Below are 16164 nucleotides of genomic sequence, written 5' to 3'. Positions count from 1 at the left end.
AAAAAAGCCGGCGGTATGCCGGCTTTTTAACGTTTTGGCGGTCTGTACCCCGCATCACGCGCCTCCTGTTCTGTGCAGAACCAGCGAGCGACGTTTTTCGTGCGGTCATAATATGTACTGCCCGGTGTATGATAAATATGGTTGACGCTTCCTTTGATTTTGCACTCCTGTTTGCTTTCAGCGCTGCTTTTCTTGGCGGCGGGCGTGCTGTGTGACGCTTCGGCCTGAGCGGCGGCGCTCTTTTCTTTTACAGAGGTTTCGGCACTGCCGCTTTTTTCTTCAGCCTTGGCCAGTTTTTCTGTCAGCGATTTTGTTTTTTTCGTAAGCGAATCTTTTTCTTTTGTCAGTTTTTCGTTTTCTTTTTTTAATGTGTCATTCTCCGCTTTGACTGCCTTCAGTTTTTTGTTTGCCTGTTTGACCTGCTGCTTTAATGCGGTTTGCTCCTTTTGCAAAGCGCTGTGTTCAGTTTTCAGTTCCTGAAGCTCGGTTGTCAGATTCTCCGTTTTTTTCTCATCGGCGGCATATGTTTCCTCATCGTAATAAGGTGCAGAGATGATCAGGAGGAGAAGTCCGCCGGCAAAACAAGGATAAAAGAGTTTCCTGGAAAACCTTTTGCCTGGAGAAAAAATCCTTCTGATCAAATGAAATACAAGATAGCAGATGGAAAAAAGGAAGGATAAAAACCCGATCAGCATGATAGATTCCATGATTCGTCTCCTTTCTTAATTGATAACTATATTTTAGCTTAAAAAGAAAAAAATGTTTATACCGAAAAAACTTCTTGCAAATCTAAATATTCAAACGTAAAATAAAGAAATCATTTAAAAACCGAATATGCAGCTTATAAAGAGAGATGGAGGGACTGGCCCGGTGAAATCTCAGCAACCTGCAGCAGTGCAAGGTGCTAAATCCAGCAGAATGTCAGGCGCATTCTGAAAGATAAGTTGAACAACTCTTTCAGGCGGCTGAAAGAGTTTTTTTATTTTGAAGGAGGAGATCAACATGAAAAAGTTATTAAAATGGACTTCTGCGCTGGGACTGGCCTTGAGCCTGGCGCTTCTGGCCGCGTGCGGAAACAATGCCGCAAGCGACGGCAAAACGATCAAAATAGGCGCCACTGCAGGACCGTATTACGATATGGTCAAAAAAGCGATTCAACCTGAGCTTGAGAAAAAAGGCTACAAAGTGGAGGTGATCGAATTCACCGATTATGTACAGCCGAATACTGCGTTAAGTGAAGGCGAGCTCGACGCGAATTTGTTTCAGCATGAGGTTTTTATGAAATCATACAATCAAGAAAACAATAAAAATCTTGCGGCTCTCATTTCTGTGCCGACTGCTCCGATGGGGCTCTATTCTGCCAAATATAACGACTTGAACGATGTCAAAAGCGGAGCGGAAGTGGCTGTTCCAAACGATCCGGCCAATGCTGCCAGGGCATTTTTAACCCTTCAGGATCAGGGGCTGATTCGGCTGAAAAGCGATGTCGACACATTGAAAGCCTCTGTGCAGGACATTGCGGAAAATCCGAAAAAGCTGACATTTAAACAGCTTGAATCCGCCAATCTTCCAAGAGCTGTCGATGACCTGGATATCGCGGCCGTCCCGGGAAATTTCGCTCTCTCCGCCAATATGAAGCTGCAGGACGCCCTAGCGCTTGAGAACATGCCCGACCGCTACCGCAACCAAGTGGTAGTGGATGAAAAAAACAAAGACAAGCCATTCGCCAAAGATCTCAAAGAAGCGGTAAAATCCAAAGCTTTCGAGGAGACGATCGATCGGGAATTCGCCGGTTTCGGAAAGCCGAAATGGATGACGCAATCATAAAAAAATTCCCCCTTTAAAAAGGGGGTTTTTATGTTGAAAATCGAAAACGTGTCAATTGAAAAAAATGGGCAAAACGAATAGAATCTAGAGGGAATGATAAAGAGAAAGAAGGAAACGCTATGCCGCGCACATTATGGCTTTTGGTCATCGGAATGTTTATCAATGTCACGGGGGCATCTTTTTTATGGCCGCTGAATACCATCTATATCCATCAGCATTTGGGAAAGTCGCTGACAGCGGCCGGATTTGTGCTGATGCTGAACTCAGGGGCAAATGTGCTGGGCAACCTGTTCGGGGGATATCTATTCGATAAAATCGGCGGATTTAAAACGGTTGTTCTTGGAATTGTGATCACGTTTGCGAGCCTTTCTGGCCTCGTCTTTTTTCACGATTGGTTCCAGTACATTCTTTTCTTAACGTTGGCCGGTTTTGGATCAGGGATCGTTTTTCCGGCATGCTATGCAATGGCCGGATCAGTTTGGCCGGAAGGCGGCAGAAAGCCGTTCAACTCTGTATACGTGGCCCAAAATGCAGGTGTGGCAGTTGGCTCAGCGCTCGGCGGAATTGTCGCTTCTTTTTCATTTACGTATGTTTTTCTCGCGAATGCGATGCTGTACGCCGTCTTCTTCATGATTGCGTTTTTCGGATTTAAACGCATCCGGTCTGAAAAAGCCATGCAGTCATCTGTTTTGGATCATGCCGATTCAGTCAGCGGGAAATCGAAATTTTCTGCGCTTTTGGTCATATGTACGGGCTACCTGCTCGGCTGGATCGCTTATTCGCAATGGTCCTCGACCATCGCTTCACATACCCAGGAGCTGGGGATATCTCTTGGGCAGTACAGCGTGCTTTGGACAGTGAACGGGGCGCTCATCGTTTTCGGTCAGCCGCTGATCGGTTTTTTTGTGAAACGGTTTGCCGAATCGCTGAAAAACCAAATCGTGATCGGATTTGTCATTTTTATGATGGCATACGGAATTTTGTTTGGCGCTGAACGGTTTCCGGCTTTTCTTGCTGCGATGGTTGTGCTGACCATTGGCGAAATGCTTGTATGGCCGGCTGTGCCGACGATTGCAAACCGTCTCGCACCGAGAGGGAAAGAAGGGTTTTATCAAGGGTTTGTCAACAGTATGGCGACCGGCGGAAGAATGATCGGACCGCTTTTTGGCGGAATGCTGGTTGATTATTTTAGTATGCAGCTTTTGCTCGCGGTTCTGCTCGCATTGCTGCTGATTGCAATAGGAACGGCGTTTTTATACAACAGGAAGGAAAAGCAGCTCTCCGCTCAGTCAGATGCATGAGTAATATAGAAAAAATAGGTAATTGTAATTATTCGAAAATGAATCGAAGGAATCAAGATTATCAACCAAATCTTCACATATAATGGAAGAAACAAGCTTTTTTTCTTCTCAGACAGAACACATTTTCTGTATGGTAGTATCGAATATCATCGCAAGGGGTCTAGGGGGGCTGCTCGATGGCCTGAAGTCGCTTGACTAAACTAAGGGCTTTAGGAAGGTGATGAAGATGCTGCATCAAGTTTTGGTTGCTTGTTTGATTGGAGGGATTATGGGGGTTCTCGGGCACGTTAAAAAAAGAGGACGACTCGAGAAACCGAGAACAACGAAACGATTCATTTACCTTGGATTTTTTGAAGATATTCTTGTCGGAATGGTTGCTTCTATTTTGCTTGTTTTATCTGCGGAACCTGATTCGGGAATTCAGCTTGTCGTGTTATCGATCATTGCCGGCTACGGCGGTGAAGCTGTATTGAGAAGCTTTGACTTTGTCAGAGAACAGCAGGCAAATGTACAGAACTCCGAACGGCAAAACAAATCTCCACACGATTAAGATCCTCACTCTTACCCTTTTTTCAGCACATTCCCATTGTATACAAACCTGCTTGCACTTATGAACAGAATTCTATAAAATACAGATAAGATTACGGTTACGGCAAGAACAGTGAAGAGGAGCAGTAAGAAGCCCATTTTGTTTCAGAGAGTTGACGGCTGGTGAAAGTCAATCAAATGAGCTTCCGAACTCGCCTCAGAGTTGCAGCAGTGATAAGCTGCTGCCGCGTATCTGCGTTACAGATATCAAGTGAGTGTGCCGCGTGCACACTAACAAGGGTGGTACCGCGGGAAATCTCTCGTCCCTTCTTAGGGATGGGAGAGTTTTTTTGATTTTAGAATAATCTGAATATAACGCTGCCAGTCCCGTCCATACTTGAAGACAAAGAAGCCGTACACATATTCAAAGGAGGTTTTTACAATTGAGCTTTGACCATCAAACAATCGAGAAAAAGTGGCAGGACTATTGGCTGAAAAATAAAACGTTTGCCACTCGTGAAGATAAATCCAAACCTAAATTTTATGCATTGGACATGTTTCCGTATCCGTCGGGCGCAGGCCTTCACGTCGGACACCCTGAAGGCTATACAGCAACTGACATTTTGTCCCGCATGAAACGGATGCAAGGGTACAATGTCCTCCATCCGATGGGCTGGGATGCATTCGGGCTTCCTGCCGAGCAATATGCGCTAGATACGGGAAACGATCCTGCCGTCTTCACCGAGCAGAACATTGACAACTTCCGCCGCCAGATCAGAGCGCTCGGCTTTTCGTATGATTGGGACAGAGAAGTCAACACAACAGATCCGGACTACTATAAATGGACGCAGTGGATTTTCTTAAAGCTTTACGAAAAAGGTCTCGCTTATGTAGATGAGGTCCCTGTAAACTGGTGTCCTGCGCTTGGAACCGTTCTTGCCAATGAAGAAGTCATCGACGGCAAAAGCGAACGCGGCGGACATCCTGTAGAACGCCGTCCAATGAAGCAGTGGATGCTGAAAATTACCGCTTATGCCGACCGCCTGCTTGAAGACCTGGAAGAACTCGACTGGCCGGAAAGCATTAAAGAAATGCAGCGCAACTGGATCGGCCGTTCTGAAGGGGCGCATGTTCATTTTGCGGTCGACGGCACCAATGAAACGTTTACGGTTTTCACCACGCGGCCTGACACATTATTCGGTGCGACATATGCCGTGCTGGCTCCGGAGCATGATTTGGTTCAAAAAATCACAACGCCTGAACAGAAAGACGCAGTCAACGCCTATATTGAAGAAGTTCAATCAAAGAGCGACTTGGAGCGGACAGACCTTGCCAAAACAAAGACAGGCGTCTTCACAGGTGCATATGCGGTTAATCCGGCAAACGGAGAAAAAATTCCGGTCTGGATTGCGGACTATGTCTTGGCTACATACGGGACCGGGGCGGTCATGGCCGTTCCTGCCCATGATGAGCGGGACCATGAATTTGCATCAGCATTCGGGCTGCCGATCAAAGAAGTCGTCAAAGGCGGGGATGTTGAGAAAGAAGCATATACAGGCGACGGCGAACATATCCATTCAGATTTTCTGAACGGTCTTGATAAAGCGGCTGCGATCGAAAAAATGATCCAGTGGCTTGAGGAAAACGGGAAGGGCGAGAAAAAAGTAACATACCGCCTCCGCGACTGGCTGTTCAGCCGTCAGCGCTACTGGGGCGAGCCGATCCCGATCATCCATTGGGAAGACGGCACATCGACTCCGGTTCCTGAAGAAGAGCTGCCGCTGATCTTGCCGAAAACGTCGGAAATCAAACCGAGCGGAACGGGTGAGTCCCCTCTTGCGAATATTAAAGAATGGGTGGAAGTGACAGATCCTGAAACAGGCAAAAAGGGAAGACGCGAAACGAATACGATGCCGCAATGGGCGGGAAGCTGCTGGTACTTCCTGCGCTACATTGATCCGAAGAACCCGAACGAGCTGGCTTCCCCTGAAAAATTAAAGGAATGGCTTCCTGTCGATATGTATATCGGAGGGGCGGAGCACGCCGTTCTTCACTTATTGTATGCGCGCTTCTGGCATAAATTCCTTTATGACATCGGGGTCGTTCCGACGAAAGAGCCGTTCAAACAGCTTTATAACCAAGGGATGATTCTTGGCGAAAACAATGAAAAAATGAGCAAATCCAAAGGCAATGTCGTCAATCCGGACGAAATTGTGGAGACGCATGGCGCGGACACGCTCCGGCTGTACGAAATGTTCATGGGACCTTTGGATGCATCGATCGCCTGGTCAACGACAGGGCTTGACGGAGCCCGCCGCTTCCTTGACCGCGTATGGCGTTTGTTTATCGATGACAATGGCGGGTTAAACGAGAAGATCGTTGAAGGAGCCGGCGAAACGCTTGAGCGCGTCTACCATGAAACGGTCATGAAAGTAACGGACCATTTCGAAGGTCTGCGCTTTAATACAGGCATTTCACAGCTGATGGTCTTCATCAATGAAGCATATAAAGCTGATCAGCTTCCGAAAGAATACATGGAAGGCTTCGTGAAATTGCTTTCTCCTGTCGCGCCTCATTTGGCTGAAGAGCTCTGGAACCGCCTCGGTCATGAGGAAACGATCGCGTATGAAGCATGGCCTGTCTATGATGAAGCGAAGCTCGTGGATGATGAAATTGAAATCGTCGTTCAGCTGAACGGAAAGGTGAAAGCGAAGCTGAACGTTCCAGCCGACGCGGACAAAGAACAGCTTGAAGAGCTGGCGAAAAACAATGAAAAAGTAAAAGAACAGCTAGAAGGAAAAACGATCAGAAAAGTGATCGCTGTGCCTGGAAAGCTTGTAAATATTGTTGCAAATTAATGGCGAAAGCCCCTTCAATCCGAAGGGGCTTTTTCTGTCATTCCGCCGAAAGGATGATAATATTTCAGACGATCGCTTCGTTTCAAATGATCCATGACCGCTTAAAATGGGAAAAAAGGAGATGATCATGATGCATTTTTCCGATTTTTCCGCCGTACAGGTCAGAATCGCCCGGCCTACAGACCGTTTTGACGAAATCGTTGCATTTTACGAAAAGGGGCTGGGGCTGAAAAAGCTTGGCGGTTTTTCCGGCCACCACGGGTATAATGGCGTCATGTTCGGCCTGCCGAATGTCCAATACCACCTTGAATTCACCTCACATATCGAAGGAAGCCCTTGTCCGGCACCGACTAAAGACAATCTGCTCGTTTTTTATATTCCTGATCCGGAGGAAATCAGGAGCATATTAAATAGGCTCGCTGACATGGGCTATGACGAAGTGCCGCCTGAAAATCCGTATTGGAAGGAAAAAGGGGCAACGGTGGAAGATCCGGACGGCTGGCGGATCGTGCTGATGAATACCGAAGGCATATAGGGATGTTATGTCTGTTCCCATTCTCTTGCCTTCCTGCGGACGATATCCGTAAAAGCCGCCATAGCAGGAGAAAGCCATTTGTTTTTATGATAAACCATTTGAGTGGAAAACAGGGCGTCGCGGACCAGCGTGCCCTGAAGCTTTCCTTCTTCGATATCAGTGCGCGTTGTGATCAAAGGAAGAAGGGAGACGCCCAAACCGCACATTACGCATTGTTTAATCGCTTCGACACTCCAAAACTCCATCGTATGGTCGGCAATGACTCCCCTTTGACGTAAATATTCCTCAAAAAAATCACGGTAGCTGCAGCCGTGCTCGGTATATAAAAACGTTTCATTTGCGTTAAAAGTCAAATCATCAAGAGCTTTTTGTCCTGCCGGGTGTTCTTTGGGAAAGATGAACACCATCGGCTCATTGACCAGCTTTTCAACATGAAGGTCGTTTTCTTTCCGGTCGTTGTCCAAAAGAAAAGCGACATCGATTTTTCCCTGTTTCAATTCGTCTCTCAGCTGCCAGCACGTGGAAGACTTTAAAGTGACCGTGACCTGCGGATATTTGCTTGTAAATTCGTGAAGAATGGCGGGCAGCCTGTATACCGTTAAAGATTCCGAGGCGCCGATGATCAAGTTTCCCGACGGCTCCTGGTCGTTTTCCGGAATGTGCCTCGCTTTTTCATACAGCTCGACCATTTCTGCGGCATAAGGGAGAAGGTGCTTTCCCGCTTCTGTCAGCATCATTTTTTTCCCGAGCCGGTAGAACAGCGGCTTTCTTAATTCTTGTTCGATTGCTTGAACGTGCGAAGTCACAGTGGACTGTGCATATCCTAAATAATCGGCAGCACGGGTAAAACCGCCGATATCCACGATTGTTTTAAATGTTTTCAAGTGTCGGATCTCCATCTCGTCCATCTCCCTTTTTTATCTTATATCGAAAAATTCGAAGTTGCAGATCGATAATATCTATTTTACTGATGAATCGAACATGATTACAATCATTTTAAACGACTTTGTGAAAGGATTGTATTCGTATGAGAGAAAAAAAGCTTGGTCCTTTATTGTTAAGCGGGCTGATGACGGGGCCCATTTTAGGATCCGGAATCATTCTGCTGCCTCCGATGATTCATCAGACAGCTGGAGACTACGCGATTTTTGCGTGGCTGTTGATGCTGGGAATCGGTTTTTTATTTGCCTGGGTTTTTGCCAGATTAAGCGTCGAGTATCCGAATGATGCCGGGATTGCTTATGCGGCTGAAAAAGCGTTCGGGTCGCGTGTTAAAAAGTTGGCAGTCTTTTATTTTATCATGGCTGCGAGCTTCGGCCCCGCCGCCGTATTAATGACGGCCGGCGAATATATTCATTCTCTTGCGGCAGGCACGGCATTCCCTGCTGAACTGTACGGCTTTGTTTTTTTCATCTTTTGTATGGTTATCCTTTGCTTTAATCTTTCATTTGTCGGCATGGTTGCACTCATTTTTTCCACTGCCGCGGCGCTTATCCTGTTTGGAAGCAGCGCGGCTTCCGTGCCTTACTTCCGTGAGGGGCCTCTCGTAGACGGAACATTTCAGTTTACCGATTTTGGCCGCGGATTGCTGCTCCTGTTCTGGGCATTGGTCGGATGGGAAATCGTCGGCAACTACAGCATGGAAGTGAAAAACCGCGGGAAAACGATTCCACGGGCTGTCGTGATCAGCAGCCTGACGGTAACGGTCATATATTTGGCGACCGCGGCAGCTGTTCAGTGGATTGATCCTGGATTCTCCGCAAACGGACAATTGAAGCTGGCGATGATGCTGACGCCGTTGTTCGGATCTTTTGCATTGCCGGTGATCGCAGTGCTCACCGCTGTCCTCTGTATGTGTGCTTATTTTCAGGTGACAGGCGGAGCAGCCAGGCTGGTGGCCTCGCAGGCCGGCGGGCTGTTTGCCTACAGATCAAGGGGAAATCAGCCGACTGCAGCGCTGGGGCTTATATTTCTCATCCATACGATCGTTTTCGTCTGCCTGATGTTTCACTTTCTTAATGTTGAGACGCTGGTTCTGATCGCAAACGCCTTTTTCATCTGCAACTCGCTGTGCGGTCTTGCCGCAGCTTACAAGCTGTTATCAGGCCGCATTTACAAAAAAGTATGCCTCTTTCTCATGGGGGGCTTCACGCTGCTTCTTTTGTTTTCATCATCGTGGGTATTACTGTTTATCATGCTTGCCAGCGCATTGTTTGTTGTGAACTTCCGCCAACTTAACATCTGGAAAAAGGTAAAACGCCCTTTCAAATCGTATTAATGAATCAAACGAAAAAAGAAAGGGGAATACGATGCGCAGTCAACTTTTCAAACTGCTCGGCGATTTGCCGGGGAAAAAAAGCATTGATGCGAGCACTCTTAAAATCGAAGAAAAGTCATCTTTTATTCTCGAAACGCTTTTGCTTGATTTAAACGGAATTGAAGCGGTGCCGGCCTATTTTGCAAAACCGAAACAGATGAACGGCAAGCGGCCGGCCGTGCTTTACTGTCATTCACACGGAGGGCGCTACGAAAGGGGAAAGGAGGAGCTGGTTGAAGGAGCGGAGTACTTGCAAGCGCCGCCGTTCGCCGAGGAATTGACGGCTTTGGGATTCTCCGTGCTTGCGATTGATCATTGGGCTTTCGGAGACAGGCGGGGCAAAACGGAGAGTGAGATATTTAAAGAAATGCTTTGGACAGGGCGGGTGATGTGGGGAATGATGGTTTTCGACAGCATCAGAGCCATCGATTATCTGAAAATGAGGGAGGACATAGACGAAAGCCGCATCGCTTCACTCGGCATGTCGATGGGAGGTCTGATGGCCTGGTGGACCGCTGCATTGGATGAGCGGGTCAGCGTATGCGTTGATATATGCGCTCAGGTGGACAGCGAAACATTAATCAAGACGCAGAATTTGGACCGCCACAATCTCTATTCTTATGTTCCAGGGCTGGTCAAACACTTTTCAACCGCTCAAATCGAAAGCTTGATCGCTCCAAGGCCTCATTTAAGCCTGGTCGGAACCGCAGATAAACTGACGCCGGTTCAAGGGATTGACATTATTGAAGAAAAGCTGTCCGATGTGTATATAGAAAAAGGCGCAGGTGAACGCTATGAAGTGTTTCGTTCTCATTCAGGGCACCTCGAGACAGCCGGAATGAGGCATAAAGCGGTCGGTTTCTTAAAAACATGGCTGTAAAACAGGAGGCGATAACCGTGAAAAAGGTGACGATCGTCGGAGGGAACGGCACGGTCGGCCGCGTATTAGCGGGCGGATTGGCAGGCGAAGGGTATGAGGTGACAGTGCTGGATTTAAAAGAACCGGATGACAAACAGGCTGTCCGTTTTATCCGGGTGGATGCGACAGATTACAACGAAGTCGTCAAAAGCATTCCTGCACAGACGAATGCGCTGATCAATCTTTTGGCTGTAAAGCCGTCGGGCGATTTGCTTGACCGGCAGGAGTTTGCGAAAATGACGGATATCTTTTTTAAAGCGACATATACGATTTTGCGGGCGGCGGCGGAGCTCGGCGTGCCGAAAGTGGTATTTGCCAGCAGCAACCATGTGACAGATGTATATGAAAAGGGCGGCGATTCTCTGTTGGGGAGGCAGATCAACACAAATGACTACCCGCAGTCCAAAAGCTTGTACGGCTTGCTAAAATTGGCGTCCGAAAATCTCGGCTACCTTTTCTCGCACCAATTAGACGCCAAGGTTTCCGTCATCAATCTGCGGATCGGGACAGCTGCTGAAAATGAGCTAGAAACGCTGCACGCAAAACCGAGAAGCAAAAAAACGCTTTTATCCCACCCCGACCTCATCGGAATCTTTAAAGCCGCTATCAAATCCGGCAAAACATATGGTACATATTATGCTGTCAGCGACAATAAGGGGCGGCCGTGGTCGATCGATTCCGCCATTCGGGAACTGGGGTACAGGCCGCAAGTCAGCGCCTCTGACATCCTTGATGAAGACTGACGTATCATCTTCTAAGGTGATGATCTTTTTCTCCGCTTTCCTGCTCCTGCTTAAAAAATGATTATAGACGCTCTCCTTTCTGTCTGCTACATTTTAGACACGATATCGTAATATTTTGACAGCGCTTACAAGGAGGGGGAATAACGATCAGGCATTCTGCTGGAAGCCGCGTGTTTGACATATTGAATTATTCATTTTTAACAGGGTTCGGATTGGTTTGTGTGCTGCCGTTCATCCACGTTATTGCAGCCTCTTTTGCGACAGTCGAGGAGGTTATTTCGAAAAAGTTTATTTTAATACCGACGACTTTTTCGCTGGATGCGTACAGGTATATTTTTTCAACTGACATTGTGTACAGGAGCTTAATCGTTTCTATTCTTGTCACAGCCGTAGGGACGGCGGTCAGCATGTTTCTTTCCTCTTTAATGGCATACGGGCTGTCGAGAAAGGAGCTGATGGGAAGGCGCGTCCTGATGTTCTTGGTCGTGTTCACGATGCTGTTCAGCGGAGGGATGATCCCGACCTTTCTCGTCGTAAAATCGCTCGGATTGCTCGATACCTATTGGTCTCTGATTCTTCCGACCGCCATCAATGCGTTTAACTTGATTATTTTAAAGAACTTTTTTCAAAACATACCGTCAAGCCTCGAGGAATCCGCCAAAATCGACGGCTGCAATGACATCGGCATCTTCTTCCGCATCATTCTTCCGTTGTCTTTGCCGGCGATCGCGACGATTTCGCTGTTTTACGCCGTCACCTATTGGAATACGTACATGCAGGCGATTCTGTACTTGAGCGATGCGACAAAATGGCCGATACAAGTTTTGCTTCGCCAGATTGTCATCGTATCAAGCGGTATGCAAGGGGATATGACGGAAATGGGAGCAGCCGCGGCGCCGCCGGAACAAACGATCAAAATGGCGGTCATTGTCGTTGCAACCATACCTGTGCTGCTCGTGTATCCGTTTATTCAAAAACACTTTGCAAAAGGCGCTCTTTTAGGGTCAATTAAAGGATAAAAACGGAGGGGACAATATGGGGAAAAAATGGCTGATCCCGATTTTTGCGTTCGTGCTTTTGGCCGGCGGACTGCTTGGCTGTTCGAACAGCGGAGCAGACCAGGCTTCTTCGAAGGAGGAGAAAGTCGATTTGAACTCGCCTTTGGACTTGAGCTGGATGGTGATCCTTTACCATCAGCAGCCGCCGAAGGACACGGCGATTAAAAAAATCGAGGAACTCACCAATACTAAGCTCGATTTAATGTGGGTGCCTGATGCGGTAAAAGAGGACCGTTTAAACTCAGCGCTCGCCGCCGGAAACCTGCCGAAAGTCGTCACCATTCAGGACATTAAAAATTCATCTGTCATGAATGCATTCAGATCGGGGATGTTTTGGGAAGTCGGACCTTATTTAAAGGATTATCCGAATTTAAGCAAGATGAACAAGCTGATCAATAAAAACGCTTCAATCGACGGAAAGCTTTATGGCATCTACAGGGAGCGCCCGTTATCAAGACAGGGGATCGTCATCCGTAAAGACTGGCTTGACAACCTTGGACTCGATATGCCGAAGACAGTTGATGAACTTTACGAAACAGCGAAGGCATTTACAGAAAAAGATCCTGATCAAAACGGGAAAAACGATACGATCGGCTTTGCCGACAGAAACGATTTGATCTACGGCGCCTTTAAAACATTGGGGTCCTATATGGGCATGCCGACTGATTGGGAGGAAAAAGACGGCAAGTTCACGCCTGACTTCATGACAAAAGAGTACATGGATACGATGAAATATATGAAAAAGCTGTATGATGAAGGGCTGATCAACAAAGACTTTCCGGTGACGAGCAAAACGCAGCAGCAAGAAATGTTTTCACAAGGGAAGGCCGGCATTTATGTCGGAAATATGGTTGATGCCGTCAATCTAAGAGACCAGTCTGTCGATGATAAAATGGAACTTGAGATCATCAATCGGATCAAAGGGCCGGACGGAAAGGAACGCGTCTGGGCATCAGGCGGGCATAACGGAATCTTTGCCTTCCCGAAAACTAGCGTCAAAACAGAAAAAGAGCTGAAGAGGATTCTGGCCTTTTTCGACCGGATCGCCGAAGAGGATGTTTACAGTCTGATGACATACGGGATCGAAGGCGTTCACTATAAAAAAGAAGGGAATAAACAATTCAAACGGATCGACGAGAAACTGAAAGACTGGCAGGCGGAAATTCAGCCGCTCGTTTCTCTCGTCGGCATTGATAAGCAATATTTGAAAAATACGGGCGATCCGCTCCGCACAAAATATGAAGAGCTGACAGAGGACAATAACGAAATCATCGTCTCAAACCCGGCCGAAAGCCTGTACTCACCGGCCGCATCTGAAAGAGGCGATGAACTGCAAAAGATCATTGATGATGCCACATACCAATTCATTCTCGGCAAAATCAATGAAAGCCAGTTCGAGAAAGCGGTTGAAAAATGGCGCACGAACGGCGGAAATCAAGTCATAGAAGAATATGAGGAGTCATTTAAAAAAGCAGAAAAATAGAAGACAATCCCGGGGAGCCGGGATTGTCAGCGTGTCGACAAACCCTCGCATTCGTTGTCAGGCCTGCGCGTCGGTGCTCACGAATTCCAACATTCGCTGCGCTCCGATGCTCGGCCTTCCTAGACTGCAAGGGTTTTCATTCACGCTGAAAGGATGACAAAATCCCAAAACTAAAAGTCGTTTTGGGATTTTGTCAACAATGTAGACAATTTCGAGGAGCCGGGATTGTCTTTTTATGCCGAATGGTTTTTCAGCTCGCGGTATTTGCCGGGTGTGATTCCTTCCAGCTTTTTAAATGAACGGATGAAATTCTGCGGATTTTTGTATTTCAGTTTTTCGGAAATTTCTTTTACGGACATAGTCGTTTCCGTCAGCCAGTTTTTCGCGATATGATGCCTGTATGATGACAAGTATTCGCTGAACGATATTTTCATTTCCTTCCTGAAGATGCTGCTTAAATAATTGGGGTTGTAATGAAGCCTTCCTGCGATCGATTCGAGCGTCAAGTCCGTGTCGAATTCCTGCTGGATAATATGGACGATTTTTTCTGAGATGTTTTTGTATTGCGATTCTTCTCTGATGCTGAGTGTATCGATCATTTTAACGATAATCTGCGCGTTCAGCCAGCTTTCAATTTCCTCGATGGTCGTCAGCTCAAAGACGTCGTCGTACAGCATCGTATTTTCGTTCGGTTCAAAAATCTCGATTCCGAGCAAATGCATAAATTCAATCAAGTTGTTCAACAGCCTTGCAATCGCAATCTGGCAGTGATGCGGATTCATGTTTTCAGAACAAATCGACTCAAGAAGAAGGTGAAGCTGTTCGGCCGCTTGTTTACGGTTGCACGTTTTAATGGCTTCAAACAGTTCATTTTGAATCTGCTTCGGAAACTGGGTTAAAAACGCTTTGTTGCGGTCAAGGTGTTCATAGAAAATCACCGCGTGTTTTCCGGATTTCAGACGGTATGTCAGTGCTTCAAGCCCTTCCAAATAACCGCGCTTTGACATTGCAAGACTTGTAAATGGCTGGCTGATGCCGATGCTGACGAACAACCCAAGCTCTTCATGAATTTTATCCTTAATGGCTGATGCGGTATGCTCTAAGTCTTCCTGAAACCTTTCCAGCGGCTGTCCGCGATTCAGCATGATGATGGTCTGCGTTTTATCAATGACAACCGGCGGAAGGCGCTTATTCTTGGGCACAGATCGTTCGACAAGGCTGTTGATCGCAAACAGCAGGACATCAAGATCCTTTTTTTCGTATGATGTGTCTTTCAATGTATCAATTTGCAGTGTGAATACCGACAGATGGCTCCAATCTTCAGGGAAGCCGAGCCCAGTAAAGCGGTCTTTGATTTCTTCTTCGCTCAGCTTGCCGAGCAATAGCCTTGTTAAAAAATACTGCTTCAGCTGGGTGACCTGCTGTTCGACGCGCACCTTCAGATCATGGTTTTTATTTTTCATTTCTTTAATGTTCCGTTCAATCAGTTCAAATTCGTTTTTCGGTTTCTCTTGGACGGAATCGGCTCCTGGAGAAAAGCCGGAGACGGATTCGTATAAAACCTTGATCGGCCTGTAAAAATGGCGTGAACCAAACCAGGAGAATAAATATGAAAGCGCTAACAAAATGAGGCAGATCGTAAACGTGAACCAGCCGATTGATGCCGTCTGCTGATAGAGTTCCGGAATGGTCGTTAACGAAACGTATATCCAATTATTATAATCTGATTTCTGGTATGTAATGTTATAGGCGGTGTCGCTGACTGTTGTATCAAACTGGCCGTTTTTTTCTTGGTGCCGGCGGATCGTTTTGAAGTAATTTTCTTGTTTGATCGATTGCCCGATCATTGACGGGTCTGAGTGAAGGATGATCCGTCCGTTGTCATCAAGCACCATCATGCTGTTTGTTTTTGAATGATCCGGCATGCGCTTGACAAGCGAACAAGAAGGAATGCTCGCGATCGCAAGGCCTCTGTTTTCCATGCTGTTCAGGGGAAGCTGTTTGACCAGATTGACGTTGTACAGGCAGTTTCCCGAAGCCCCTTCTTTTGTGGCGACAAGGTCGTTGTTTTTTTCAAGCACCCAGCTGGAACGGCTTTTTAAAGCGTTGTAAAGCGAGAGCGTGATGGCTTGTTTTCCCTGATCTAAAGGGTATAAACCGGAGTTGTTGATATACCACTTTTTTTCTTGGCTGATCAGCGTGATATCCGACAGATCGGTATCGAATGTCTGGAGTTCGTTTAATTCCTTGTTGATTTGGTTATACAGCTGAAAGCGTTCTGGTGTAATGGTGCGGCTGAGCGTCTGAATTAAAGGATAGGAACGGACGTAATTGGTGAAGGAATGGTCAACCGTTTTTAAAATATGTTCAATATTTAGCTGTGTCTGGCTAACGGTTTGGAGCTTTTCGTTTGTAACGTTTTGTTCAATCGTTTCCGCTGATCTCTGATAGGAAAAAAAGCCGACGATGATGACCGGAATGGTGCTCAGAATGAGAAAGAAGGTCACCAGTTTATAGTAAAACTTATATTGTTTTCTCTTCATAAATTCCCCCCCAACAAATCTTCGTTTGAGTTGTTCATATATAATTAATCCG

Annotated in this window: 13 protein-coding genes, 1 riboswitch and 1 other annotated feature; of the genes, 10 read left to right on the top strand and 3 right to left on the bottom strand. The window is 46.8% G+C overall.

Annotation, left to right across the window (positions count from 1 at the left end):
* Positions 1-26: 26 nt before the first annotated feature.
* Complete coding sequence (locus TRNA_RS37220; protein ID WP_011198220.1) at positions 27-707, bottom strand: sunset domain-containing protein; 681 nt, start codon at positions 705-707, stop codon at positions 27-29.
* A gap of 131 nt (positions 708-838) precedes the next feature.
* A riboswitch (SAM riboswitch) is annotated at positions 839-946 on the top strand.
* Positions 947-1002: 56 nt separating this feature from the next.
* On the opposite strand from TRNA_RS37220, the gene TRNA_RS37215 reads away from it, so the two are divergent.
* The 5 genes from TRNA_RS37215 (at position 1003) to TRNA_RS37195 (ending at position 7049) form a co-directional block, all read left to right on the top strand.
* The gene (locus TRNA_RS37215) at positions 1003-1827 is read left to right on the top strand and encodes a MetQ/NlpA family ABC transporter substrate-binding protein (RefSeq protein WP_011198219.1); all 825 of its coding nucleotides are present in this window, start codon (positions 1003-1005) and stop codon (positions 1825-1827) included.
* A 119-nt stretch (positions 1828-1946) separates the two neighbouring features.
* Positions 1947-3128 carry an MDR family MFS transporter gene (locus TRNA_RS37210; protein WP_011198218.1) on the top strand — a complete coding sequence of 394 codons (1182 nt, stop codon included), beginning with the start codon at positions 1947-1949 and terminating at the stop codon, positions 3126-3128.
* Positions 3129-3348: 220 nt separating this feature from the next.
* The gene (locus TRNA_RS37205; RefSeq protein ID WP_016885609.1) at positions 3349-3678 is read left to right on the top strand and encodes a DUF4257 domain-containing protein; all 330 of its coding nucleotides are present in this window, start codon (positions 3349-3351) and stop codon (positions 3676-3678) included.
* A gap of 102 nt (positions 3679-3780) precedes the next feature.
* Positions 3781-3987, top strand: a binding site (T-box leader).
* A 112-nt stretch (positions 3988-4099) separates the two neighbouring features.
* A complete protein-coding gene (gene leuS / locus TRNA_RS37200) occupies positions 4100-6514 on the top strand; it encodes a leucine--tRNA ligase (RefSeq protein WP_003184546.1) in 2415 nt (804 codons plus the stop codon).
* A 127-nt stretch (positions 6515-6641) separates the two neighbouring features.
* Positions 6642-7049, top strand: coding sequence for a VOC family protein (locus tag TRNA_RS37195; RefSeq protein WP_009329411.1), 408 nt, complete (start codon positions 6642-6644; stop codon positions 7047-7049).
* 5 nt (positions 7050-7054) lie between these two features.
* On the opposite strand, the gene TRNA_RS37190 is transcribed toward TRNA_RS37195, so the two are convergent.
* The gene (locus TRNA_RS37190) at positions 7055-7948 is read right to left on the bottom strand and encodes a LysR family transcriptional regulator (RefSeq protein WP_009329410.1); all 894 of its coding nucleotides are present in this window, start codon (positions 7946-7948) and stop codon (positions 7055-7057) included.
* Between the two features lie 128 nt (positions 7949-8076).
* On the opposite strand from TRNA_RS37190, the gene TRNA_RS37185 reads away from it, so the two are divergent.
* The 5 genes from TRNA_RS37185 (at position 8077) to TRNA_RS37165 (ending at position 13569) form a co-directional block, all read left to right on the top strand.
* Entirely contained in the window at positions 8077-9327 is a 1251-nt protein-coding gene (locus TRNA_RS37185; RefSeq protein WP_003184540.1) for an APC family permease, read from the top strand.
* Between the two features lie 31 nt (positions 9328-9358).
* Positions 9359-10246, top strand: a complete 888-nt coding sequence (locus tag TRNA_RS37180) for a dienelactone hydrolase family protein (protein ID WP_003184538.1) — start codon at positions 9359-9361, stop codon at positions 10244-10246.
* Between the two features lie 17 nt (positions 10247-10263).
* Positions 10264-11028 (top strand): NAD-dependent epimerase/dehydratase family protein, encoded by a 765-nt coding sequence (locus TRNA_RS37175; protein ID WP_011198217.1) that lies wholly within the window; start codon positions 10264-10266, stop codon positions 11026-11028.
* Positions 11029-11174: 146 nt separating this feature from the next.
* Positions 11175-12047, top strand: coding sequence for a carbohydrate ABC transporter permease (locus TRNA_RS37170; protein WP_171003035.1), 873 nt, complete (start codon positions 11175-11177; stop codon positions 12045-12047).
* Between the two features lie 16 nt (positions 12048-12063).
* A complete protein-coding gene (locus TRNA_RS37165; RefSeq protein ID WP_003184532.1) occupies positions 12064-13569 on the top strand; it encodes an extracellular solute-binding protein in 1506 nt (501 codons plus the stop codon).
* Between the two features lie 233 nt (positions 13570-13802).
* Here TRNA_RS37165 and TRNA_RS37160 read toward each other — a convergent pair whose 3' ends face one another.
* Positions 13803-16112 carry a helix-turn-helix domain-containing protein gene (locus TRNA_RS37160; RefSeq protein ID WP_011198215.1) on the bottom strand — a complete coding sequence of 770 codons (2310 nt, stop codon included), beginning with the start codon at positions 16110-16112 and terminating at the stop codon, positions 13803-13805.
* Between the last annotated feature and the right edge of the window lie 52 nt (positions 16113-16164).

This window comes from Bacillus licheniformis DSM 13 = ATCC 14580, from assembly GCF_000011645.1.
Lineage (GTDB): Bacteria > Bacillota > Bacilli > Bacillales > Bacillaceae > Bacillus > Bacillus licheniformis.
The sequence above is the reverse complement of the archived record's forward strand: the minus strand, read 5'-3'. Positions and strand labels throughout refer to the sequence as shown.